Genomic DNA, 23,505 nt, shown 5'->3' with positions numbered 1-23,505 from the left:
CGCAATACCCAAATCTATGTTGACTTTGCGCTTAGTGAGAGCTATAATGATACATGGAGGCATTTTTAAACCGATTTTGGCATGGGAAATATGGTTTTTCTATTCATCGAGAGAAGAAATCCACATCTGGTCGCACTGAATATTTGAAAAGCATATGGAAATAGAGAGAATTGTTGTCGGTGGACTAGAGAATAACTGCTACATTCTCAAATCGGAAGGGACCGGTATCATAGTCGATCCGGGTGATGAGGCGCAAAAAATATTGAATGCAGTTCGTGAACTTGAGATTGTGATCATCCTCGCAACACACCGGCACTTCGATCACATAACCGCGCTCCGGGAAGTAAAAGAAGCCCTGGGCACGCGGGCCGCGATCCATAAGCTGGACTGGGTTTCTGGCTTCGATGACGAGATCCAGGACGGCCAGGTTATCGAATTCGGTCGTGATAAGTTAGGGGTGACTCACACTCCAGGTCATACGCCGGGGAGCTGTTGTTTTCTCATAAAAGATGTGCTCATTTCAGGTGATACTTTATTTCCCAATGGTCCGGGTAACACATCATTCCCGGGGGGTGATGAGAAAACAATCCTCAGCAGCATACGCGAGAAATTGATGGTTCTGCCCGACGAGACAATGGTCTATCCTGGGCATGGTCCGAAGACAACGATCGGCAAAGAGAGGTCGTTATATTGAAGATAAAAAGATTTGGGGGTCTCGCTCTGGTCAACAAGAGGGAAATACTGTGTATGTATGCAATTGACTTAAAGGGCGAGATTTCCATTGTTAGGCCTTCAGTTACGGTCAAGGTATCCATCTGTGACAGACCTTCCGAGGTAGACATACTGAATGCTTCGGCCGTTGCGGCACGTAGCGCACGCGGTGACAAGATTTTTGTCGCCCATCATCAAGGAATCCTTGTTGCCTATCTCTTTGCGACAACAAAAGAATGTCAGGTGGGTGAGATCGATGATTGGCTGGACGTGGAACAGAAGGAAGTATATCTCTACGACGCCTATACACGTCCCGGTTTTCGCGGCAAGGGGATCTATCCGCATCTGATAACAAAGGCAACAGAATATTTCAGGAACGAATCCTATGGGCGAGCAATGATTTTTTCGACCAAAGACAATCTGAGTTCGAACAGAGGAATCGAACGCTGTGGTTTTAAGCTCTATGAGACAGTGCATTACCGTAATTTGATGGGTTGGAAATCATGGGAAATCAAGTCAGGGGATAGATATGTCGGGTCGCGCCTGCGAATTGAAAGTTGAACGGCTCTCGACGATAGAAAAGGTTTGGAAAGAGCTGTTCAAGAAGGCAAAGAATCCATTGCCTTTTACCAGCTATGAGTGGTTCTCTGTATTAGCGAGCAATCTTTTAGGGTTCGATCCCGAGATCATTGTGTTTCGAGATGGCGGTGTTGTTGTCGGAATATTGGCCGCAACGGTTACTCGTGATGTAGTGAGATTGGTTGGTGATGAGAGGGTTACTGATCTGAATGATATACTCTGTCTGCCTGGCCACGAGAATAGGATCACGGAGACTCTCGCCGAATTCGTGCGACAAAACGAACTGGGGCTCGACCTGTTCCCCCTTGAAGTCAATAGTGCATTGGTCGTTGGATTAAAGGATCAACTGCCTGAAGTTTCTGTAGAGAAGAAAGATCTTTGCCCTCTGCTCGAATTACCGCGAACGTGGGATGATTATCTCCGTGAACTCGACAGTAAATCGCGCCATGAGCTGCGCCGTAAGATGAGGAGAATAAACGGTACGGTCATTCGCGATGTCAAAAGCGCAGATATTGATATCTTGTTCAGATTAATGACTGTATCGGATAACAGCAAAGAAGAATTTCTGACGCCTGGTATTATGGCGTTTTTCAAAGAATTAACCGAGAGATTTGACCGAAACGGCTGGCTGCGATTCCGCGCGTTGGTTTTCGACTGCAATCCGGTTGGTGCCATATTGGCTTTTGTATTGAAGGGGCGTGTCTTTCTTTATAATATGGGATTCGATCCCGAATATCGTCGTATATCGCCCGGCATAATGACTATCGCGCGCGATATTCAATCGTCAATCAGCGAGGGTTACGAGTATTATGATTTTCTGCGAGGTGATGAAGATTACAAATATCGTTTTGGCGCAAAGGAGCGCTATACGGTGAGGGTGACGAGATGAGGATTTGTGTCGTGTCATACCACTCTTCACCCATGGCACCGGTTGGTTCGGGTAAATCGGGTGGTATGAGTATCGTTATCCGCAGTCTGTACGAGCGCCTCGCGCGAGTTTCCGACGTCGACATTTTCGTTCGAGGCAGGGAGCGCACGATAGAAATGGGGCCGCGTCTGAAGGTTATACATGTTGAAGAGCGTGATACAAATCGATTCGCCGAAGAGATAATCAACCGTCATGGTATCCATCAATATGGTCTTATGCATACTCATTATTGGTCGTCGGGTGTCGTCGGATTGCATATACATCGCGTCCTGAAAATTCCCTGGCTGCACACAATGCATACGGTGGAGGTGCTTAAGACAATCCGCCAGGACCGGACCAGAATTGAGATAGAAGAAGAGATTATGCGGGCTTGCGATCTAGTTGTCTCACCCACCGAACAGGAATCCCTGGCGATCAGAGCGCTCTACCCGGATGTCAGGGTGGTCGCGATACCGCACGGCGTTGATACGCGGCGTTTTACACCCAGCAGGAACGGCCACAAGAATATTCTGTTTGTGGGCAGGGTCGATCCGATAAAGGGCATACATTTTCTGATCGACGCCTTGAGACAGGTGAGAAATGAAATTAGCCTGACCCTGGTCGGAGGACCATCCAAAGGTGCCGGCAATCTCACGAGCATAGAAACCTATGCTGATGGTGTGCCGGTTGAATTTGTGGGACAGGTACAGCATGACAGACTTGCCGAATACTACAACAAGACTGCCATGCTCGTTGTTCCGTCACATTATGAATCATTCGGTCTCGTAGGGCTCGAGGCAATGGCCTCGGGGCGGCCGGTAGTAGGATTCTCCCATACGGGTTTGCAGGAGACCGTGGGCAGTGACGCCGGCATTTTGGTCAAGATGGGCGTGCGCAATCTCGCCAGAGCAATTGAGACACTTTCGCGGGAACATGGTCTGCGGCAAAGAATGGGGAGTAATGGCAGGAAAAAGGCACTGGCGTATGACTGGTCCAACATCGCCCGCAAATACAAGAGGCTATATGGAAGAGTCATCGAAAAATAGACTGATCATCATGGCTCACCCGGATGATCCGGAACTTTCGTGCGGCGGTAGCATCGCGCTTTGGGCAAAAAAAGGCAGCGTATACAATGTTATTGTATCATGCGGTGAAAAAGGCACGTGGAACAGGAATGCTTCACCGCTACTTGTCGCGGAGAAAAGAGAAAAGGAAGCGAGGAAAGCAGCACGATACCTCGGTGTTGATCGGAGCATCTTTCTACGTCATCCCGATGGTGAGATTTCCAGCATCAAAACACTCAAACTTGAACTGGCCGCGCTCATCCGCAAACTCAAACCCTACACAATAGTCACCCATGACCCGTGGTCCCGTTACTTTCATCCTGATCACCGGGCAACGGCCCAGGCCGTTATCGAGGGCATCATGATCGCACGAGACTGGCACTTCTATCCATTCTTACTGGAGATCGGTTTGAAACCTCACCGTCCTAAGGAGTTGCTGCTGGGAATCACCGAGAAAAGCAATCATGTCATCGATATTACTACGACCTACAAGAAAAAAATAAAGGCGATTTCGATGCACAAAAGTCAACTGGGTCAGTTGCCGGACTGGCAGAAGCGCGTGCGCAATCGCGTTAGAAATGACGGCATCCTTGCCGGTTACAAATTCGGCGAGGGATTTTACAAGATGCGTGTATGACCGCACTGCGGTCTTGAAAGATTCCGGAAATTCAATAGAATAGTCTGTGGCACCCCACGAGCACAACCATAAACACTCTTTCTCTGAACGGATATTCGAATTCCGTGACGTGGAGAAGAAGAAGCTGACCATCTCGCTGGTGATCACGGCTGTGGTCATGGTGGTCGAGATCGTCGGCGGCATTCTGTCACGGAGCATAGCTTTGATCAGCGATGCCGGTCACATGTTCACACACGCCTTTGCGATCACGATTAGTCTCGTGGCGATCATCATTGCGGCACGGCCCCCGTGTCACCATCGCACCTTTGGTCTGTACCGTGCGGAGATACTCGCCGCGTTCATAAACGGGCTCTTCTTGCTCGCGGTCGGTGGTCTTATAATATATGAAGCGATCGAAAGGATCATCAACCCTGAGGATATCCTGGCCTTGGATATGTTGCTCATTGCGCTCGTCGGTCTGGTCGTGAATATCGTCAGCATATTCATACTACATGGCAGCCATAAGCGGAACATAAACATCAAAGGTGTGTTCTATCATATGATCGCCGATGCCGCCTCTTCAGTGGGTATCGTAGTTGCGGCAATAATCATATATTACACAAAGTGGAACATAATCGATCCACTCGTAAGCATCGGGATTTCTCTAGTGATCGTTTTCTGGGCCTGGGGTATTCTGAAGGAGTCGGCAAAAATACTGCTTGAGATGGCGCCCACCGGCTTGAACGTCGATATAATCATACAGGACTTGAAAAAGAAATTTCCCGAGATCAAGCAACTAGAACACGCGCACCTGTGGACGATCACGGCGGACATGCTGGTGTTTTCTGCTCATATCTTGCTCGATGATAAACAACAAAGTGCCGAAGCGCAGAACCGTCTAATATCGAAGATCAACAGTTATCTCGCTCGCAGATACCACATAATTGAATCGACCGTACAGATCCTTTGTGAAGGGGATTCCGCAACCTGCCCGTTGATCCCGGAACATAATCACTAGTATGGTGCTCGTTTTAACCCTCGGGAGTGTGATCCTGGTCAGCCTTCTTTCCCTGGTTGGCATAGTCACGTTATCCCTTAACCGGCAGCGGCTGCAGAAGATGCTGATATTCCTCGTTGCCTTTGCCGTCGGTGCCCTGTTTGGTGATGTTTTCATCCACCTGCTGCCTGAATCTTTCGAGAAGATCGGCGCGAACCTTACAACTTCGCTTCTGGTGATCAGCGGATTCCTGATGTTCTTCGCTCTGGAGAAATTCATTCGCTGGCGTCATGTCGGCAGCGCGGCGGAGGAAAAACGAATAAAACCTGTTGTGAGCATGAACCTGGTTGGAGACGCGGGGCATAACCTGATCGACGGTATGCTCATCGCGGCGAGTTTCATGGTCAGTATTCCGATAGGGATTACTACCACGCTGGCAATCGTGCTTCACGAAATACCACAGGAGATAGGCGATTTTAGCATTCTCATCCACGGCGGTCTGTCCGTGAGGAAAGCGTTGTTCTTTAATTTATTGGCTTCCGTGATGGCGGTCATCGGCGCGGTTATCACGCTGCTGATCGGTGAACGATTTGAAAGTTTTGCCCGATTTTTGCTACCGATTACCGCAGGAGGTTTTATTTACATTGCAGGTCCGGATTTAATACCAGAACTTCAGCAGGAGGTCAAGGTGTCAAATTCAATATGGCAGTTCTCGGCAATCCTGCTGGGGATCGTTGTAATGGCGCTGCTGACTATTCTGGATTAGAGAGTATATCACCGGGAACTGAACCCGGTAACAGAGTACAAGTATATTTGTAGATATTAAGCAACATACGCCCGTAATCGCTCATACGTTATTCTCCGGATTGATCAAGATCGAGTTTTATCGACAGAAAATTCATGATGTCTTTGAGCGCAATTAGCCCCACGAGTTTGTCACCTTCAACGACCATGAGACGGCTGTTGCCAGTACGGTTCATCAGAGAGAGGACTTTGACGATGTCCGTTTTCGGGTCGACGGTGTTATCGTTCGAACATGTTGTTGCGATATCTCCCACATTTTTCTGAGCCCACTGGTCCCGCGGCACCTTTCCGATCTGGCGGGTATTTATGCAGCCGACCAGTTTCTCACCATCGACCACTGGAAACATCTTGTAGTGATACCTGTATATATATTCCTCGACGAGTTCTTTGACGCTTAGTGTCGATGTTACGGTCACTGGGTTGCGGATCATCAGATTGCTGATTGTTTCACCCTCGAGTGCCTGGCGAGTCATTAACTGCTGATACGACATTCGTGCCGCGTTCTGCAGAAACATTCCGATCATGAACCACCAAATACCGCCGATGAGGTTTCCGGAAAAGAACTGTATCACACCCATGGCAATCAGCAGGAAGCCGAAAACGGTACCGATACGCGATGATACGCGCGTTGCCCATCCGATATTACCCTTCCATTTCCAGAGCGCCGATCTGAGCACGCGCCCGCCATCGAGTGGAAATGCGGGGATCAGGTTGAACCCGGCCAGAATCCAGTTGATGAAGGCGAGATAGCCGATGACGCCGCTGACCGGCAGGGGCCAGGCTCCGATCCTCCCTACCGTGCGCACGATATAGAGCAGGAGTCCGAGGACCACGCTCGAGCCAGGGCCGGCTATCGCCATAAGGAATTCTGCCTTGGCACTTGGTGGTTCTTGCTCCATGTGTGCGACACCGCCAAATACGAAAAGCGTTATTCCTTTAATCGGCAAGCCGAAGCGCCGGGCAACGAGCGAGTGTGAGATTTCGTGAAACACTATCGAAAAGAAAAGGCCCAGGGCGCCGAAAACGCCCATCCACCAGTATGTCGTGGTGGTGAGATTCTTGAAATAATGCGGGAACAGCCCATCGGCAAGCGACCAGGTAATAAGGAAGGCGAGGATTAACCAGCTGATGTCGATCTTGACGTCAAAGCCGAACAGGCTAAAGAGTTTAATCGATTTACCGAACATATGATATCCTCTAGGCTTCTTATCGCTGCCAGGCATCAGCCGTGGCTTTTTGTGTAATGAGTTTTTTCTCGATCAGATAGTTGTAGGCGGTAAGCGCGGCCTTCGCGCCCTCACCCGCCGCGATTATAATCTGCTTTTCGGGCAAGTCGGTTGCGTCACCGGCCGCGAAGAGGCCGGGTACCGATGTCGTGTTCTCCCTAGTTGTCTCTATCTCTCCGTATTCGTTGAGCTTGACCAGCTCTTTGACTGGCTGCGTATTGGGCATGAGACCGATCTCCAAAAAGACCCCGTCGACCTGCAGGTCTTCATGTTGCTCTCCGCTTGTAGATTGCAGCCTGACGCCGGTGAGTTTTGTCTCGCCAAGGATCTCTCGTACAACGGTGTTCGTCTGGACCGTGACATTTTTCGCACCTCTGACCTGCTTGACCAGTTCACTATCGGCAGGGAATGTATCACGCCGGTGGATCAAATGTATTTCGGAAGCGAAATTCAACAGATCCCGTGCCGATGTGAACGCCGAATTTCCGCCGCCCACGACGGCGACTTTTTTGTCTTTGTACAGAGGCGCATCACATGTCGCGCAGAAAGCGACACCGCGCCCCATGAAACGGTCTTCACCAGGTATCCCCAACTTGCGGTATTGTTTACCTGCACAGTAGATAACTGATTTTGCCGTGTATTGTTTCTTGTCATCGGTTATTACGGTGAAGCGATTGCCCTTTTTTTCCACTTTCACAGCAGCGGCGCCCAGGGCTTCGGCAATAGAGAATTGTTCCATGTGCATGACGAATTGTTCGACCATCTCCTTGCCGTCTATGTTGGGCAGACCGAGATAATTCTCGACGAGAGCCGTGTAGTTGATCTGACCGCCAAGGTCTTTTGCTAGGAGCAGTACATCCAGCGATTTGCGCGCCGCGTATATCGCTGCTGACATTGCTGCTGTCCCGCCACCAACGATGATGACGTCGTACTCATGCTCGGTTTGTGCTTTGCGTATATGGCGCTGACCGTGGGTTTCCCTTATGGTTTGTTCAATACGTTTGTATTCCTCGGGGTTGACCGCTTTCAGGACCTCAAGATATACCCGGTCTGCGGGCAGGGCACCAACAAACGAGTGAGTTTCGTTGATCATTGTCTTGGGCGTACCTGTAACATCGTAGCGTTGTGCGAGCTGGGGAAATTCAGCGCTTTCGACCATGTCGGCGCGGATGTTATCGTTGACCATGGCGAGCTGCATGGCCGCATGTACTGCACGCGGGCAGTACGGGCACGTAAGGGTAGTCATCACTTCGATATGTACAGCACTATCGATATGGCGTATCGTTTCTTCGAATTCTGGAGAGATCCCGGATTTTCCTGTTGCCACCATGATCACTGCTTCGATCAATGATTGAAATTCGTAACCGGCAGTCAGGCCATAAAATCGAATACCATAGTCCTTCTTACCGATGATCGCGGTCGCGGGTATTTTGTCTATGCGGTATTGTGTGACTTGCTCGCTATCGCGTATGAAATCGAAGACCTTCAATCGAATCTTGTCGGTATGGCTGGCGATCTCTTCGAGTAATCGCTGCTGGTCCTTGCATGCCGGACAGGCATTTTCCTGGGTGAAGTAGAGAATGTCAACGCGTTCGGGAAGTTTCCCGAGGACGCGTTTCAGCTCTTTTCTTGTTCTTTCGTCCATCAAATCAAGCATTGCTTATTATACTGACGACCCGGTCACTGTCAATTTGGCAAAGAGTGCAGCTCCGAGTATTCCGGCATCGTCGCCGAGTTGTGCCGGCACGATCTTGTAGCGGCGATGTTCGGGTCCCAAGGTTGCTCTGCTGACCGTATTGCGTACAGGTTCAAAAAGAATGCTGCCGGCACGCGCGATTCCGCCGGAGAGGATGATGATATCAGGATCAAACAAGGCGATTATGTTAGCGACGCCGATGCCAACATACTGACCTACTTCAGCAAACACCTCGCGGGCAACCTTATCGCCTTTCTTTGCCGTGCGGGCTATGATTTCCGGGGTCAGGGTGTCGTAGCCTGCCAGTAAGCTCTTATTGTTCGCTATCTTTCTCCGGGCACGCGCCACAATGTACTTGGCGCCTGCATAACGTTCCACGTGACCGCGATGTCCGCAAATACATTTTGGACCATCCAGGTTGATCGTCGTATGGCCAAATTCGCCGGCGAATCCATGGGCTCCGAAAAGGAGTTTTCCCTCACAGATGGCTGCGCCGCCGACGCCGGTTCCTACCGTAAAAAGAAAAACATTCTCATGTCCCCGACCAGCTCCATGCTTCCATTCACCCAGGCATATCGCATTCGCATCGTTCAGAACATAAACCGGCAGGCCGAATGCGTTCCGCAGGATCCGGGCGAGAGGCACATTCTTCCATCCCTTGAGGTTTGGCGAATATTTGACCAGACCTTTTTTCGAATCGATGATGCCCGCGATGCCGATACCGATTGCTTTTGCTGCTTTTCGGACCGGTTCGATAACTGATTTTATCTGTTCTATGGATATATCAGGACCCAGTTCGGCGCGGGTGGAAGCTCTGGTCCGGTGATCTATCTTGCGACCGGTGACCAGGGCCGCTTTGATATTCGTACCGCCGATATCAATGCCGATGATGGCTTTGTTCTTCATGGTAATGCCCGGGTTTGTCGGATGCGTTTCAGAATGGTATAGGCACTGTACAAGATGATGGCCGCGGCGACGATCCAGAACCACGCGGGCAGGTTGTGACCGAAGACCGCAACATAAGTAAAGGGGGCGATAATGACGGCGCCGAGCACAAGACCGAATGTGACTGCCTTCCTGTAATCTCTGTTTTTCATGGCGTTGATTATTTTGTATATGGATAACCAGAATGGGATGACACCAGCGAAGTAGATTATCGCAAATATTACCGGATTGACACCGTGGTTATTTTCGATCTGTCGCAACCAGCTTTGCAGGTAATCAAACATGCTACTTGCCGATGCTATCTGCCCCCATATATTTCTTCAGGACATCCGGTATTCTTATACGTCCATCCTCGGTTTGGTAATTCTCGACAATCGCGATGAAGGTGCGCGGCGTAGCTAATCCCGAGCCGTTCATCGTATATACGAAATCCACGCCCTTGGCTGACCGCCGGTAACGAATGTTTGCCCGACGGGACTGGTATTGCTCGTAGCAGGAAACAGATGATACCTCAAGCCATTCTTTCATGCCCGGTGCATAGACTTCTATGTCATAGGTGATGGCCGAAGCAAAAGTCATGTCACCCGTGCAGAGGAGCATTATGCGATAAGGCAGCTCAAGCGCTTTGACCGCGGCTTCGGCATCCGCGAGCATTTTCTCAAATTCGTCGTAACCATTGTCGGGTGTGGCGTACTTCACAAGTTCTACTTTATTGAACTGATGCACGCGGGTGATGCCCCGTACTTCCTTGCCGTACGATCCTGCTTCACGGCGGAAACATGGGGTGTATGCTACGTAGCGAACAGGCAGTTGCTTTTCGAGAAGTATCTCTTCACGGTGCATGTTCGTGAGCGGTACCTCTGCGGTTGGTGTTAGGTAGAAAGCATCATCACGGCACCGATACATGTCCGACTCCAGTTTCGGTAACTGACCAGTACCGTAGAGGCATTCGGCAGGGTTGAGTACTGGCGGGAATATTTCGGTGTAGCCGTGTTTTGTGGTATGGAGGTCAAGAAAGAAATTTATGAGCGCACGTTCCAGCAAAGCACCCTGCCCTTTGTAGAGAATGAACCGCGAACCGGATATCTTGGATGCCCTTTTGAGGTCGAGAATGTCCAGGGCTTCACAGATATCCCAGTGTGGCAGGACTTCGAAATCGGACTCGGGCGCCTCAATAAGTCCGCGGATGAATTTGTTTGCTTCTGAACCGGCACCGACCGGTACTTTTTCGTTCGGAATGTTTGGCAACCACTGCACGGCGTATTCAAACTCCTGCTCTATATCACGCAGTGTTTCTTCTTTTTTCTTTATCTCGCCAGAAAGAGCTCGCGCCTGTTCCATGAGCTTTTTCGGTTCGTCCCCTTGGTGTTTTAACTTGGCGATCTCCTGGGATAGCATATTCCTCTTGCTTTTCTTTTCCTGGATCTCCGTCATGCATGCCCGTCTTTGTATATCGATGTCTATGATCTTATCCAGATCGATGTCGGAATTTCTTTTTTTCAGTGCGGCGCGGATCTTTTCGGGGTCGTCTCTGAGTAATCTGAGGTCAATCATTGTAGTATTATAACACATTTTGCATGCAAGTCAATGAAAGATGTGTTCGTGTTATACCGTAGGCGCTTGGCGTTGACACAAGCGCATATTTAGATAGAATATGCCATGGATTTGAAATACGGACATGGTTCCATAAGTTTCGAACCTCCGCCCGGTTTGATCGGCGTAGCCGAGCCTAAGATCACTGCGGTGAGGCCGCTCGGGATGCTCTTGAAGGAGAGTTTTACCAACCCGCTCGGGCTCGGTGCTTTGAACAGGGTTCTGCGTACCAACAAGCCGGGAGATGTTGTTATAATTGTGTCTGATATAACAAGGAAAATCACGAATTACGACGAGATTTTGAGGTTTCTGGTAGCTGAACTCGTAGATGCGGGGATTGATGAGAAGAATATCTCTTTTGTCGTTGCCCTGGGGACACACCGGCCGCACATCGCGCAGGAGAATTCGGCGTTGTACGGGAAATTATGTGATGATTTTGCATTCCTGCAGCATGACTGCCGCGGTGATGTTATTGTAGTTGGTAAGACTTCGACCGGTCTTGAGGTTGGGATAAACCGGCGCGTCGCCGAGGCCGATTTTGTGATCACCACTGGACGGATCGGGTTTCATTATCTGGCCGGGTTTTCGGGCGGCCGCAAATCGATTCTGCCCGGCGTTGCGTCATATGAAACGATCCGTAACAACCACAAGAAACTTGTGCGCAACGGAGTGTTCGTGAGTAAGATCGAAAGTAACATCATTGCCCGGGAAATGGATGAGGCCGCAGGCCTTCTGGGGGTCGATTACATCTTGAATGTCGTTGAGAACCCGGATCGCGAAACGGAAAAGATCTTCTGTGGACATCACGCGCATGCCTTCAGCGAAGCCGTCGATTATTTTGTCACGAAACGAAGGATCATGATATCCGAACCGGCAGACTGCGTGATCGTGTCGGCCGGCGGTTATCCTAACGACAAAGATTTCTATCATACACACAAGGCGATAAACCTGACAATGCTCGGTCTTAAGGATAATGGTAGTATCATACTCGTCGGTCAATGTGAGGAAGGTTTCGGCAATGAGGAGTTCCTGCGGCTCATGCGCGACAACAACATTGATGGACTTTTGGAATATCCTGAGGAAAAAATCGAAGTGGGCGGGCACCGGGCTTTTCTGACCGCCAAAATACTGAAGCAGCATAGAGTTTATGCCTGTACTGATCTGAATGGGGCGAGATTGAAGGAAATCAGCTTCACACCCATTCATAGTATACAACAGGGTATCGATGCCGTGAAAAAAGAGCAGCACAATGGCTTTAAGACATTGATCGTGTCAAACGGGCAGGCTGTGCTTCCCTCGCTTAGCGGATCGAAAGTTACATCTACATAGGAGGCTAAGATGATGCAAACTTTACGCAAGAAAACACGTTTGGTACTATTTATTGCTCTGGCAGGATTCGCCGGCCTCATATTTTTCCAGTGGGGGCTGGATATCACCGGTATTCGAAGCCGGCCAGAGATTGATATTGCCAAGATCGGAAACCAGGTAGTGTCATACCAGGATTATAGGCGTTTCACGTTGCTTAAAGAGAGTGAGAACAAGAACATCACACCGGATGAGGTCTGGATGAAGCTCGTTGAGGATATTGTGTGGAGTGATCTTGTCAAGAAGAAAGAATCGGCATAAACGATGAGGAGATCTGGGCGATCATACAGAATAACCCACCACCGGAGATCTTTGAAGCAGAGACAATGAAGGATGAAAATGGCGAATTCGACTGGAACAAATACTATCAATTGATTCAATCACCTCAGAGTCTGCAGTGGATGTACCAGTACGAGATGCAGCTGCGGCAGAACCTGCCGAAGGAGAAACTCCGTTCACTCATATCGACGATGGCATGGGTCTCGCCTTTCGACGACAGCATGTCCATTGCCGGGTTCAGTACTATGTATGATATCTCTTTCTTGAGTCTGCAGATAAACCGTATGCGCGGCATCGTTGAAGTAACCGATGAGGAAGTCAGCGACTATTACATGAAGCACCGCGATGAGTTCGCCGTTCCAGAATACAAGATCCTCAAATATGTTTTCTATGATCGCAAACCTTCATCCTACGATACGCTGGAAGCCAGACAGCGTCTCGAGGATTTTCTCGCCATGGTCGCAGAAGGCGAGGATTTTGTGGTATTAGCACGAGAGGTTTCCGACGACACGACCATCGATTATACCTTCGAAAATGAAAATGTTATGAGACCCTATATGCGTGATGTATACAAAGGACTGAAGGACGGAGAAGTGTCTGGGATCGTCGATGCAGCGCGCGGTTTTGAAGTGATGAGGCGTGTTCGCCCTGGTTACTTACAGGTGGTGAAAGCGAATGTTCAGGCTTCACAAACAACGATCGGCGAGATCGCGGACAATATCCTTTCTTTCATAGAAGCTGCCAAGGACATAGGTTTCGATCCCGCCGCGGTTGATTTTGGATTGACCGTTCTCAAGACTTACCCTCTTGATAGAGGTGAATTGAATTTTCCTGTGCGCAACGTCGACGGACTGGCCGATTTCCTTGATGATGTGAAGGAGGGTGAGATAAGTCACCCGTTCAGCAGCCTGGGCGGCTATTACGTTTTCGCCCTCGATTCGGTGATACCGGCAAACCAACCTTCTCTGGAAGAGGCATCCGCGCGTGTCAAAGCAGCGGCTGAACGTCAATCCTATGAGGAAGCCATGATTGAGTATCTGAACAGGCTGCACACACAAATGGTTTCCGGGACACCGATGGAATCGATCGCACAGTCAGATACAATAGTCCGCTTCCACACCGGCATCGCCAGCCAAAACCTATTCGGCTTGCGAAGCACGTATGGTGATCACTTTGCCGGGGCATTGGCGTCGTTGGAGGAGGGACAGATTTCTGTACCGGTCATCGATCGATACAGTGGTTATCTAATACGATGTGACCGAAAGAATGAAGTCCAGTTTGATTCGTCAATGGTCGGGGTGCTGCAGTGGAAGCGCCAGATGATGCTCCAGCAGATTAGCCAGAGCATCTTCACGCCGGAAGAACTGGTTGATTATCGAGACAAGTTCTTCGAGTGATTACTCGAAGACGTAACCGAGTAACCCCTTACCTATTGATACTTCAGGGATCGATTTAATCCTGATCTTGAAGTCATATCGCCAGTCATCACCCAGTTGATTGAAGTTGAATACTGCTTCCCAACAGTGCAGATTGCGTACGAGTCCGAAGCTGTAGTCGACTAAACTTTTCGTTTGCCAATCGTAGCGAGCCGAGTACGTCAGTGCCCAGTTGCTGGTCGGTTTGATATCACCGTTGAACCATATCTGGTAGTTACCTCCGCGTCGGTAACTCTGCCCGAGATTCAGCGATAGAAAATCTAATTTCATGCCGAAATTATTCGTGATAGTGTAAGAATACTCTCGCGTGTATGGATCGATATTGCCGTCTACCTGCGTGTTGAAAGTTGTGACCGGAGACGGCAGAGGGTTATACGGTGCCGAGAGAAGAAAATTGACGTCCGAGAGCGAGTCCCTTTTGAGATCATATCCGCCATTAAGATTAAGCCGCAGTATGTTTTGTTTCTTTGATTCATCGCCTACCTTCGCTTCAATTTCTTGATTCACGCCGAAGCCAATACTGTTTGTATGTGCGTATGAAGGAATACCGGTCACCCTCGGAAACGCGCCGAAATCAAAATCGGGTGTGTAGGCATATGTAATACTTGGCAGAATTTTGTGAAGTAGTCCATGTACGCCCAGCATATCGACACCGAAGACACGGAAGAAGTTCGTACTTGCAGTTGTGGCAAAGGAATAACCGAACCGGGATGGCCATTTGTTGCCTGAAGTATCCTCGTTGAAGAGAGCGACATCCAGATCGAATCTTGGAGAGAGCGAGACGATACCAAGAACATTCTGCTGGATCGTCGGCGCAGTATGTAGATTAGCGCCCAATACATCAATCGTGTCTTGAGTGGTGGTCTGACGATCCCTGCTGACATGTCCGGAAAGAGCGTAACTTATTGTTGAAAACAACATTGATGAAGGACCGCTCATAGTATAATAAGGTAGTTTAAGAGTGACCGTAGTATCGGTATAGTCCTCTTTTCGTTCGAGCGTGAGGGTGTTCTTGAATCCGGAGATGACGCGGGTGAGCGTTGCCTGCGAAGATATCTCCCTTTCCAGCCATATCGCGGTCGTTTCTGCATAGTCCTGGCGGTAACTATTGTCGCTCACGTACTTGATATCGCAGTTGAAGCTCGATCCCAGTAGGAAAAGTTCAGACACATTGCGTGCTTCTATGTTGTATCTGACTTTTTCGGACTCGGTGTCGCGAATGTAGGATGCGAATATTTTGCCTTTGGAAAAAGGCGAGTAATCCCAAACACCCTCGATTTGTGGCATTATTCCTTTTTTCTCCAAGGCATCGAGCTGCAGGGTGATGTCTGCGTAATCGGATATTACAAAGTAATAGGCGAGCCCTCTGATAAACTTACCGAACGTGCCTGAGTTGCCAATGCGAAAAGGCAGCAGTCCCGATTTTCTTTTCGAGGATATAGGGACAAACCAAAATGGCGCACCAAAGACCGGAATATCCTGGATGTATAGAAAGATCGGGCGCGCTATCACCATGTCACCGAGGTACACTTTCATCCTGGGCGAGTAGAAATAATAATGAGGAGGTGAATCATCGCACGTGGTGTAAGTGCCTTTGTAGCTGTTGACTGTTTTCTCGTCGATCCAATAGATTTCTTCCCCGTCGATAAAACCTTCTTCGATCTGAGTCCTGCCGCTCGTCATCAATGCCTTCTGATTTTCGATGTTGTATCTAATGAAATTGCCCTGTATGGAATCATCGAGTTGCTTAAGATGGCACCTGCCAAATGCCTCGAGGTGATTTGTTTCAACGTAGTAGTATGCGCTGTCGGATGTCAGCATGATATCTTTGTAAGTTATGACAGATGAATCATTAAGGATTATGATTGATCGTTCCAGGTCATACGTTATGGTAGTTGCCTGATAGCGGACAATGTCGATGGAGTCGCTCAGAGTAGTGTCTTGCATTAACCCTAAGCACAAGAACCAGATCATTCTTTCAGAATTTCTTTGTAGCTGTCCAGCACTACTTTGTAGTATTTTAGTGCCCTATCTTCCTCGCCGAGAGAACGGTACACATCGGCCAGACCTTCGTTGAGAGCGATTACGAGTTCGAGTTCGGCAGCATCCTTTTTCCGCTGACATAACTCAAGCGCCTTGTTGTAGTATTCAATACCTGACTCGTAACCCCCTTTACGAACCGCCTGGCGTGCAGAAAGCAGAAGGTATTCTATTGCTTTCTTGAAATTCTCGCCCTCACTGTAATGGAAAGCCGCATGTTCTTCGTGTCTACCAAGCCTTGAGTAATAATCGGCGAAGCGGATGTGCATATTTCTCTTGTGCTGGGCGAGTTCGTAAATCTCATCGTGCAGTGTTGGATTGGCAAAAGCGTAGTAGTTGACGCGTTTCTTGAGGTACCCGGTTCTGGTGAAATAATCAAAGAGATGCATATTCTCTCTTTCGAGCGGGAATTCATCAGGTTGTATCTTTATACCGGCGATCGATAGGTTGGCGATGAAATCTTTTTTATCACCGAGATTCTCGAATCTTCTCTTAATGATCGTCTTTATGTCATGGAAGGAAAGGGCAAAGCCAGCGATCGACGTTTCCCCCTGATACTGTTTGTACAGATAAGAGAGTTTCTCTTCATTGTAGAGTCCGATGTACTGCAAGACGTGAAACGGGGTAGTGGGTGGCAGGCTCATACTCTCACCAATCGTTTCTTCTACCAGCTTTGTTAAATCTCTCTTTTCAATTTCCCTGAGCTCAAATTCATGCAGTCCTGATAGATTGATATGAGAAAGGTATGAGCTGAAAATGAAGCAGACATCTTCTTCCGCGAGTTTAGTCATCAGATGCTGCAAGAATACAGTAGATGAGGCATCCATGTTCTCCGCATCCTCGATGATCAGTACAGCAGGTTTATTCCAGGATATTCGCTTGACTATGTCGGCAACCGTATCGGTCAATACCTGGACCCTCGTTTTGAGCTCGACTTTTTCAAGAATCGACTCCTCGTCGGTCAGAGAGAGAAAATCAAGAATGGTTAGATATGATGTCGCAATGTCGGCTATATTCAGCTCTTTCAATGTCTGTTCTATCTTTTTTTGTTTCTCTTCGGCGCTGTCAATATCATTTATGCCCAGGATCTGAATGACCAGTTCGGTTACGGGCTGGAAAGTGATCCCGCGCATATAGGAAGGACATGTTGTGCGGTAAGAGATCTTCTTATCCTTCCACTGGTCTGCCAGTTCGTCGAAGAAAACTGTCTTGCCGCCGCCGGTTGGACACACGACGAGCAGGGCTTTGGACACGCTCAGATGATACTCGAGCGATTCCACTTGACTGTGCCGCGAAATGTGTGGCCACCGTGGTTTCTGTTTTGGCGGTATGATTTCCTTGTTTGGTTCCTCCAATTTGCATACGAGGATCTCATTTGCCATGCCCTGAATTGAGAGCATTCCCAGGCATGTGACTTTGAAATCATCGATGACGATCTTTTCGATCTCTTCGGATATAAGTATTTCACCTTTCTCGGCAATCTTCGAGAGTCCCTTGGCAAGGGCGGTATGCTGTGAAAATCCGAAACGCGCTTCAGGATATTTCTTTTTTAATTCGAGCAGGCAGCAGAGTATATTGTTCTCTTTACTGCTGCCGACGAGGAGATCTTTTTCCGCGGAATCGATGCGCCCCCAGGACCTTTCTATCATGTCCACTACATCGGTAAACTGGTCCCATGATAGTTTCTGGATGTTTATTCCGAAGTGAAAATTCATATTGTCTTCAGATTCATTTTTTAAGCCGGAACGGTTGTGCCAGAAGCGTCTTTATGGGATAGAAGCGGAACTCATCTTTCGCGTTCACCGTGGTGATGACTATTTCGGAGGCAAGTTCACTGTACACCTGAAGGCAGGCGCCGCATGGGAGTATCGAATCGATATCCGGAGAATGGAGTAACAGCAGTAAGAAATCCTTTTCTCCTTCTGATACCGCCTTGAACAGCGCTACTCGTTCTGCACACATCGTAAGCGAGTAGGAGCTGTTTTCCACATTGCATCCTGTATATATGTTTCCGCTCGAGCAGTAGAGCGCGGCGCTGACTGAAATACCGGAGTACGGCGCGTAAACATGCTTTAGGGTTTTTTTAACACGCCTCAGTAATTCTTTTGAGATCTTCTTATTAACGGCAGTCTTCGAGGAAGTCTTTGCCATTTTTTATGCCTCCGATGCCCAGAAAATTTGCGGTTGTCTTCGCAAGGTCTGCAAAAGTCTCGCGTATTCCCACGTTCTGTCCAGCAAAGCCGTTACGGTACGCAAGGATCGGCACATGCTCGCGCGAATGGTCAGTCGAGGGAGTGGTGGGGTCATTACCGTGATCAGCGGTGATGAATATGATATCTTCGTCGCGGGCTTGTCTAATGATGCGGCCAAGGCCCTTGTCCATTTCGACCAATCCTTTTCCAAAACCCTCAACATCATTCCGGTGCCCCCAATCCATATCAAACTGGACGAAATTCGCGACGATCAAGGCATCGTGTTCTTCCTTCATTGAATCAAGGACAAAGTCGATACACTCCAGATTGTTCACCGAATGAAAGGATTCGTCGAAACCGCGGTGGCTGAAAAGGTCGTCGACCTTGCCGATGACCGTGACTTTTGTGCCATCTTCATGGACAATGTCAAGGAGTGTCGGCGCGGGCGGCGCCATGGAAAAGTCACGCCGGTCCTTGGTGCGGTAGAATTCAGGAAAGGTACCGGCAAAAGGACGGGCAATTACGCGAGCCACTCCGTATTCACCCTGCAGCATGGCGCGTGCCGTTTTGCAGAATGAATACAGTTCCTCGACGTTGAAAACATCGATGTGGCACGCGACCTGGAACACGCTGTCTGCCGATGTATACACGATCGGCTTCTTTTCCCGAATGTGCTTTTCTCCGAGGCGTTTGATAATCTCCGTGCCTGACGCAGGTACGTTGCCCAGGATTTCATGTCCGATCTGTTTCTCGAACTCGCTTATTATGTCTGCAGGAAAGCCTTTTGGAAAGGTCGGAAAAGGTTTTTCCAGGATCACGCCGCACAACTCCCAGTGTCCTGATGTCGAGTCTTTGCCAGGAGATTGCTCGGCCATCTTACCAAAAAAGGCAAGGGGTTCGGACACGCGTTTTACGCCCATGATGTCGGTTATGTTGCCCAGGCCGAGGCTTTCGAGCACTGGAAGGTCTAACCCGTTGCATTGTTCCGCAAGATTTACGAGCGTATTACTTCCTTCGTCTCCATACTGTGCTGCGTCTGGCAGCGCTCCAATACCTACTCCATCCAGGATCAGAACGATCGCCCTTTTCATTAAGGAATTATATATTTTTTTGTAGAGTTGTAAAGAACGCAGACACGAGAACCGATAAAACGGAGAAGGACAGAAGCTGAGAAGATAAGAGGGTAAGAGGATGGGAAATTGAGAAACGGAGAGGACGAAAAATTCAGAGGTTGAGAAGATAAGAACTTGAGAATCTGAGCAACGAAACTAACGTTCGTCTAAATTTCGAAATTCGAAATGCGCAATGCGAAATGTAGTTCTAACGAAATTAGCGGTATTAACGATAATAACGAGCCCAACGAAATTAACGAGATTAACCAGATTAACGAAATTAGCGGCATTAGCGAAAGCAACGATATTAACGGGATTAACGAAAATAACGTCCCTAACGTCTTTCGTCATATAGTGGAATATTTTGCCATACCGTTTGTATATTAATTAGAAGGAGGAAACATGAAGGATCATAAGAAGATGTACGGAATCTATCTGCGGGCCGGATTACTCTCCAGCCTCGTGATATTCATTGTTCTCTTTCTACTCGTTCCTTATGCCCAGCCCCTTCCTTATGAACTAAAACATGAAATAATCACGATGGTGGAAGATATTTCTTCATACATTGACAAGTATGAAGAACCGCCACCCGTAGAGCGCCCAAAGGTTGTGGTCCCGGCCGAGAATATAGGGGATGAAGAGAATGTTGTTGAGACCATTGCTGAAACCGAGTTTACCGAGAATCCTATCCGGACAAGACCCATAGGACCCGAGATAGAGATCGTGCCCTATTATAAGGTTGAAGTGAAACCGCAGCCGGTCGTTCAGACGAAACCCCGGTATCCTGACCTGGCGCGCCGGGCAGGGATCGAGGGCCAGACCGTGGTCAAGGCCTTGGTCGACATTGATGGTAGTATAATGGATGTTCAGATACTGAAATCGAGCGGGAATCAGATGCTCGATGAAGCGGCGCTTGCAGCGGCGCGCAACTGGAAGTTCTCCCCGGCAAAACAGCGAGACAAGTACGTGCGCGTATACGTTTCGATTCCATTTAACTTCAGGCTGGTCGATTCGGGATGAGCCCAAATGCAAGTTCTAGAGAAACGCCCCGCACTTTTGGGGTGCGGGGCGGTAAAGAAGTGCAAGGTGTCTATCGAACGATAACGAGTTTCCGGAAGGCGACTTCGTTTTCGGCTTCTAGTTGCAGGAAGTACACACCGTTCGCGACGGCCCGGTTGTTGATGTCCGTGCCGTTCCAGACCAAAGATTTCTCGCCGGCGGTTTGATGTTCGTCAACGAGTGTCTGCACCAGCCTGCCGATGCGGTCATAGATCTTCAAGGAGACATGGCCAGGCATAGTTATTGTGTAGGATATCGGTTGCCGTTCGTTGGTAATCGTGGGCATCGTGGGGGCAAAACCGAATTTCGCGATGCTCTGCGTTCCCGGTCCCTCAGCAATGCCGACATAGGTAAGACCGATACCGGCAAGATCATCAATGTACCAACCAGAATAGTATACAGAAGCATCAGTCCCAAAGTGGAAGCGAAGTCTGAAAGTCTGCCCTACATTCACCGGAATAATAATATCCTCTACCTGCCAAGTTGCCTGCATGCCAGTAAAGCAACTCTCAGCGGGAATGCCACTATTGCCGGAATAGGCAACATCGTCATAGCCACCAACTGGATGGAGTAGCGGCCAGGTACTGCCATTATCAGTAGAATATTTGACATTACCACCATCATAATAGTCTTCGATATCGTACCAGTGGAAGAAGAGGATGTGTGGATTGTTCATGGTAGCAGTATAGTCGTCCTGCGAAGTAAGTCTCCAGTTGGCACTATTGCTATAGTTGCCAGCAAGTACCGTTGCCCAGAGTTGTGTCCCGGAATGAGCGGCGCCCGGACCAGAAGTCGGAACTCCCCATTGCCAAGCACCGGAAGCAGGGTCAGCAACAAAACCGCCATTGTTAGACTCGAAGTCTACTATCCATTCGAAAACGCTGACGGTGGCAAACACTGTATCATTAGCTGGATTTTGATCGCCGACCAGTTCCGAGTAACTGACAATGCTATAGGCTCCACCCTGAGTAAACGTATAGTCCTCGAAGACAGCGGTGTCAACAGCACCACTCGCGAGGGTCATCATAACTGTGTCTGCATAAACCAGCAGAGCATTGCGAGTCATTGTGAAGGTAACGGGGAAACTCTCTTCAAGATCGCCGTAATTCCTTACTTGCGCTTGCGGTGTAACGACATCGTTAATGGAGTAAGTACCGACCGGCTCAATGATTGCGTTTACTCCAACATCTTCCACTGGTGCTGGATAGAGGCCGACATTGTCAAAAGCCGCATAATAACCCCAGGTGCCTAAGTCGGTAAAATAAAACCACGCCTGAATACTGTCCGCACCGGCATAAGCTGACACATCTACTGAATCCCAGCCCGGACCCGTGACCGTACCGGTGGCATAATGTACCAGCTGGACCGTAGTCCAAGCACTACTCGCATAGTACTTGATCCCAACATCCATCTCGTCCAAGTACGAACCACCGCCACCATAGTGGAAGATACCCCATTTGTACTTTTCCAAACCATTGGGCGGTACCACGGCCGGTGATATAGCCGTATCCGCGATCAATCCGCCACCAGAACCGGCGGCATCAGAATCGATCCACATCGTGGAATCACCGGCATCCGGCAGTGAATCATGAAGCGCGGCAGCTTGAACACCCCAAGCTGCGGGAAACGTACCACCATTGGTATGCGTCCATCCCTGCCATCCATCCTCAAAATCCCAGACGTACTCTTCCGCTCCGAGGACACCAAAATTGTCCAGCATGATGTAGACAATATCTTGCCATTCAGCCCACGGAGTCGGGTTCCGGCCATCCACGGTCCAGAAAGAAGTCGTGTAATCATTGCTGACTATGGACGGATAGTAAGAAGGAAAAGCGACGTCCTGAATAACGTGGTGTGCGTTCGCAGTTGGTGTAAGAGCATCGGCAAAGACATCACTTCCCCAGTCAACGAGGAAAGAGAAACCGAGACCACTCAGTTCAGCCACACCAGCCACCGGATAGGGAATTGCTCCTGATGCACCATTGTAATCCTGTATTGCACTCTGGAGTTCGAAGTTCGCCGTCATCCAGGCAACAGACACACCGCTCCACAGGATATCCTGGCCAATGAGCCAGACCTTGCCTCCGCCAGTAATGTAATTCGAGATATTCGTCTGATCAGTCGCGGTGAGCGCGGGCCCCAGAGCGTTATTCCATGTATCGTAAGTATTCCAAATTACCAGATCGTAACCTTGCATTATTGCGAGACTTGGTCCATTTGCTGTTTGAAGGGTGTCCACGGCAAACCATCCATAATTACCGCTGCCTACTATGCTATCAAGCACTGCTGACCAATATTGATCAGGGCTTGGCGGCCCCAACGCTGCGGGGTCTTCAACGAAGAGGATTCCTGATTGACGTGTTGCCGGCCGATAGTACGGACCATCTACCCTGGAGGACGGTTTTACACGTAGTTCAGTTCCGGTAATCTTTCTTGCTGTGGGGGCTGTCGATCTATCTGCCGCTTGATTCTTGCCAGCATAAAGCAGTGGCACAAAGAGCAAACCTAGTATTACGATCATTAGATGTTTCTTCATAATCTCCCTCGCTTCTTTTGTTTGTTGGAATGTTTTTGATCATGGATGGAGTATGATTTGTTCCTATCCACCCTGTTTGTGCTATAGCCTTCACCTCCTTCCGTTTTTAATGCTGAGTTTACTGGACACCTCTATGTAGATATACTCATTAAATGGTCTGTGTCAAGTATCAATAAGACGCCCACCCCGCACTTATTAGGTGCGGGGTGGTTTACAGCGATTGTTAGTGTTTACCGTACGAGGATGAGTTTTCCGGTCGCGACATTACCGGCCGCTTCGACGCGGTAGAAGTAGATACCATTAGCTACTTCACGGCCCTGGTTGTCAGTACGATCCCAGACCATGGTA

The 23,505-nt window shown here is 49.1% G+C and carries 21 protein-coding genes; 11 read left to right on the top strand and 10 right to left on the bottom strand.

The annotated features are described in order from the left end of the window. The first annotated feature begins 154 nt into the window (after window positions 1-154). Genes OEV79_06115 through OEV79_06085 form a run of 7 tightly spaced genes read left to right on the top strand, consistent with a single transcriptional unit; the run spans window position 155 to window position 5,640 of the window. Window positions 155-694: an MBL fold metallo-hydrolase gene (locus OEV79_06115; GenBank protein MDH4211005.1), complete on the top strand. Its 540-nt coding sequence runs from the start codon at window positions 155-157 to the stop codon at window positions 692-694. Beyond that, the gene (locus OEV79_06110) at window positions 691-1,272 is read left to right on the top strand and encodes a GNAT family N-acetyltransferase (GenBank protein MDH4211004.1); all 582 of its coding nucleotides are present in this window, start codon (window positions 691-693) and stop codon (window positions 1,270-1,272) included. Before OEV79_06115 ends, OEV79_06110 begins: the two co-directional genes overlap by 4 nt. Continuing rightward, window positions 1,241-2,179: a GNAT family N-acetyltransferase gene (locus tag OEV79_06105; GenBank protein ID MDH4211003.1), complete on the top strand. Its 939-nt coding sequence runs from the start codon at window positions 1,241-1,243 to the stop codon at window positions 2,177-2,179. Before OEV79_06110 ends, OEV79_06105 begins: the two co-directional genes overlap by 32 nt. Next, window positions 2,176-3,243 (top strand): glycosyltransferase, encoded by a 1,068-nt coding sequence (locus OEV79_06100; protein ID MDH4211002.1) that lies wholly within the window; start codon window positions 2,176-2,178, stop codon window positions 3,241-3,243. The genes OEV79_06105 and OEV79_06100 overlap by 4 nt, the downstream gene beginning before the upstream one ends. Next, entirely contained in the window at window positions 3,221-3,898 is a 678-nt protein-coding gene (locus OEV79_06095; protein ID MDH4211001.1) for a PIG-L family deacetylase, read from the top strand. Before OEV79_06100 ends, OEV79_06095 begins: the two co-directional genes overlap by 23 nt. Window positions 3,899-3,944: 46 nt before the next feature. After that, window positions 3,945-4,895, top strand: a complete 951-nt coding sequence (locus OEV79_06090; protein ID MDH4211000.1) for a cation diffusion facilitator family transporter — start codon at window positions 3,945-3,947, stop codon at window positions 4,893-4,895. A 1-nt stretch (window position 4,896) separates the two neighbouring features. Then, window positions 4,897-5,640 (top strand): ZIP family metal transporter, encoded by a 744-nt coding sequence (locus OEV79_06085; GenBank protein MDH4210999.1) that lies wholly within the window; start codon window positions 4,897-4,899, stop codon window positions 5,638-5,640. 88 nt (window positions 5,641-5,728) lie between these two features. Here OEV79_06085 and OEV79_06080 read toward each other — a convergent pair whose 3' ends face one another. Genes OEV79_06080 through serS form a run of 5 tightly spaced genes read right to left on the bottom strand, consistent with a single transcriptional unit; the run spans window position 5,729 to window position 11,099 of the window. Beyond that, window positions 5,729-6,865, bottom strand: a complete 1,137-nt coding sequence (locus OEV79_06080; GenBank protein MDH4210998.1) for a site-2 protease family protein — start codon at window positions 6,863-6,865, stop codon at window positions 5,729-5,731. A gap of 19 nt (window positions 6,866-6,884) precedes the next feature. Then, a complete protein-coding gene (locus tag OEV79_06075) occupies window positions 6,885-8,561 on the bottom strand; it encodes an FAD-dependent oxidoreductase (protein MDH4210997.1) in 1,677 nt (558 codons plus the stop codon). A 6-nt stretch (window positions 8,562-8,567) separates the two neighbouring features. After that, window positions 8,568-9,506: an ROK family protein gene (locus OEV79_06070; GenBank protein ID MDH4210996.1), complete on the bottom strand. Its 939-nt coding sequence runs from the start codon at window positions 9,504-9,506 to the stop codon at window positions 8,568-8,570. Continuing rightward, on the bottom strand, window positions 9,503-9,829 hold the full coding sequence (locus tag OEV79_06065; protein ID MDH4210995.1) for a hypothetical protein: 327 nt from the start codon (window positions 9,827-9,829) through the stop codon (window positions 9,503-9,505). Before OEV79_06065 ends, OEV79_06070 begins: the two co-directional genes overlap by 4 nt. 1 nt (window position 9,830) lies before the next feature. Further along, window positions 9,831-11,099, bottom strand: coding sequence for a serine--tRNA ligase (serS, locus tag OEV79_06060; GenBank protein MDH4210994.1), 1,269 nt, complete (start codon window positions 11,097-11,099; stop codon window positions 9,831-9,833). Window positions 11,100-11,204: 105 nt separating this feature from the next. On the opposite strand from serS, the gene larA reads away from it, so the two are divergent. The 3 genes from larA (at window position 11,205) to OEV79_06045 (ending at window position 14,179) form a co-directional block, all read left to right on the top strand. Beyond that, window positions 11,205-12,467 carry a nickel-dependent lactate racemase gene (gene larA, locus OEV79_06055; GenBank protein ID MDH4210993.1) on the top strand — a complete coding sequence of 421 codons (1,263 nt, stop codon included), beginning with the start codon at window positions 11,205-11,207 and terminating at the stop codon, window positions 12,465-12,467. A gap of 9 nt (window positions 12,468-12,476) precedes the next feature. Beyond that, entirely contained in the window at window positions 12,477-12,764 is a 288-nt protein-coding gene (locus OEV79_06050) for a SurA N-terminal domain-containing protein (GenBank protein ID MDH4210992.1), read from the top strand. Between the two features lie 65 nt (window positions 12,765-12,829). Further along, window positions 12,830-14,179 carry a peptidylprolyl isomerase gene (locus OEV79_06045; GenBank protein ID MDH4210991.1) on the top strand — a complete coding sequence of 450 codons (1,350 nt, stop codon included), beginning with the start codon at window positions 12,830-12,832 and terminating at the stop codon, window positions 14,177-14,179. On the opposite strand, the gene OEV79_06040 is transcribed toward OEV79_06045, so the two are convergent. The 4 genes from OEV79_06040 to OEV79_06025 are packed head-to-tail and all read right to left on the bottom strand — an operon-like array spanning window position 14,180 to window position 19,541. Further along, window positions 14,180-16,165 (bottom strand): putative LPS assembly protein LptD, encoded by a 1,986-nt coding sequence (locus OEV79_06040; GenBank protein ID MDH4210990.1) that lies wholly within the window; start codon window positions 16,163-16,165, stop codon window positions 14,180-14,182. It abuts the gene before it with no gap. Between the two features lie 23 nt (window positions 16,166-16,188). Next, entirely contained in the window at window positions 16,189-17,973 is a 1,785-nt protein-coding gene (locus OEV79_06035; protein MDH4210989.1) for a hypothetical protein, read from the bottom strand. Window positions 17,974-17,986: 13 nt separating this feature from the next. Further along, a complete protein-coding gene (cdd, locus tag OEV79_06030) occupies window positions 17,987-18,409 on the bottom strand; it encodes a cytidine deaminase (protein ID MDH4210988.1) in 423 nt (140 codons plus the stop codon). After that, complete coding sequence (locus OEV79_06025) at window positions 18,378-19,541, bottom strand: phosphopentomutase (GenBank protein MDH4210987.1); 1,164 nt, start codon at window positions 19,539-19,541, stop codon at window positions 18,378-18,380. The genes cdd and OEV79_06025 overlap by 32 nt, the downstream gene beginning before the upstream one ends. A gap of 423 nt (window positions 19,542-19,964) precedes the next feature. On the opposite strand from OEV79_06025, the gene OEV79_06020 reads away from it, so the two are divergent. Then, window positions 19,965-20,582 carry a TonB family protein gene (locus tag OEV79_06020; GenBank protein ID MDH4210986.1) on the top strand — a complete coding sequence of 206 codons (618 nt, stop codon included), beginning with the start codon at window positions 19,965-19,967 and terminating at the stop codon, window positions 20,580-20,582. Between the two features lie 70 nt (window positions 20,583-20,652). On the opposite strand, the gene OEV79_06015 is transcribed toward OEV79_06020, so the two are convergent. Continuing rightward, window positions 20,653-23,157, bottom strand: coding sequence for a hypothetical protein (locus OEV79_06015; protein MDH4210985.1), 2,505 nt, complete (start codon window positions 23,155-23,157; stop codon window positions 20,653-20,655). Window positions 23,158-23,505: the final 348 nt, after the last annotated feature.

Source organism: candidate division WOR-3 bacterium (assembly GCA_029858255.1).
Taxonomy (GTDB): domain Bacteria; phylum Hydrothermota; class Tepidihabitantia; order SM23-42; family SM23-42; genus SM23-42.
The sequence above is the reverse complement of the archived record's forward strand: the minus strand, read 5'-3'. Positions and strand labels throughout refer to the sequence as shown.

Coding starts and splice junctions, on each gene's coding strand:
- OEV79_06115 (MDH4211005.1), top strand. CDS start 155: ATGGAAATAGAGAGAATTGTTGTCGGTGGACTAGAGAATAACTGCTAC.
- OEV79_06105 (MDH4211003.1), top strand. CDS start 1,241: ATGTCGGGTCGCGCCTGCGAATTGAAAGTTGAACGGCTCTCGACGATA.
- OEV79_06100 (MDH4211002.1), top strand. CDS start 2,176: ATGAGGATTTGTGTCGTGTCATACCACTCTTCACCCATGGCACCGGTT.
- OEV79_06095 (MDH4211001.1), top strand. CDS start 3,221: ATGGAAGAGTCATCGAAAAATAGACTGATCATCATGGCTCACCCGGAT.
- OEV79_06085 (MDH4210999.1), top strand. CDS start 4,897: ATGGTGCTCGTTTTAACCCTCGGGAGTGTGATCCTGGTCAGCCTTCTT.
- OEV79_06080 (MDH4210998.1), bottom strand. CDS start 6,865: ATGTTCGGTAAATCGATTAAACTCTTTAGCCTGTTCGGCTTTGACGTC.
- OEV79_06075 (MDH4210997.1), bottom strand. CDS start 8,561: ATGCTTGATTTGATGGACGAAAGAACAAGAAAAGAGCTGAAACGCGTC.
- OEV79_06070 (MDH4210996.1), bottom strand. CDS start 9,506: ATGAAGAACAAAGCCATCATCGGCATTGATATCGGCGGTACGAATATC.
- OEV79_06065 (MDH4210995.1), bottom strand. CDS start 9,829: ATGTTTGATTACCTGCAAAGCTGGTTGCGACAGATCGAAAATAACCAC.
- serS (MDH4210994.1), bottom strand. CDS start 11,099: ATGATTGACCTCAGATTACTCAGAGACGACCCCGAAAAGATCCGCGCC.
- larA (MDH4210993.1), top strand. CDS start 11,205: ATGGATTTGAAATACGGACATGGTTCCATAAGTTTCGAACCTCCGCCC.
- OEV79_06050 (MDH4210992.1), top strand. CDS start 12,477: ATGATGCAAACTTTACGCAAGAAAACACGTTTGGTACTATTTATTGCT.
- OEV79_06045 (MDH4210991.1), top strand. CDS start 12,830: ATGAAGGATGAAAATGGCGAATTCGACTGGAACAAATACTATCAATTG.
- OEV79_06040 (MDH4210990.1), bottom strand. CDS start 16,165: ATGCAAGACACTACTCTGAGCGACTCCATCGACATTGTCCGCTATCAG.
- OEV79_06035 (MDH4210989.1), bottom strand. CDS start 17,973: ATGAATTTTCACTTCGGAATAAACATCCAGAAACTATCATGGGACCAG.
- cdd (MDH4210988.1), bottom strand. CDS start 18,409: ATGGCAAAGACTTCCTCGAAGACTGCCGTTAATAAGAAGATCTCAAAA.
- OEV79_06025 (MDH4210987.1), bottom strand. CDS start 19,541: ATGAAAAGGGCGATCGTTCTGATCCTGGATGGAGTAGGTATTGGAGCG.
- OEV79_06020 (MDH4210986.1), top strand. CDS start 19,965: ATGAAGGATCATAAGAAGATGTACGGAATCTATCTGCGGGCCGGATTA.
- OEV79_06015 (MDH4210985.1), bottom strand. CDS start 23,157: ATGAAGAAACATCTAATGATCGTAATACTAGGTTTGCTCTTTGTGCCA.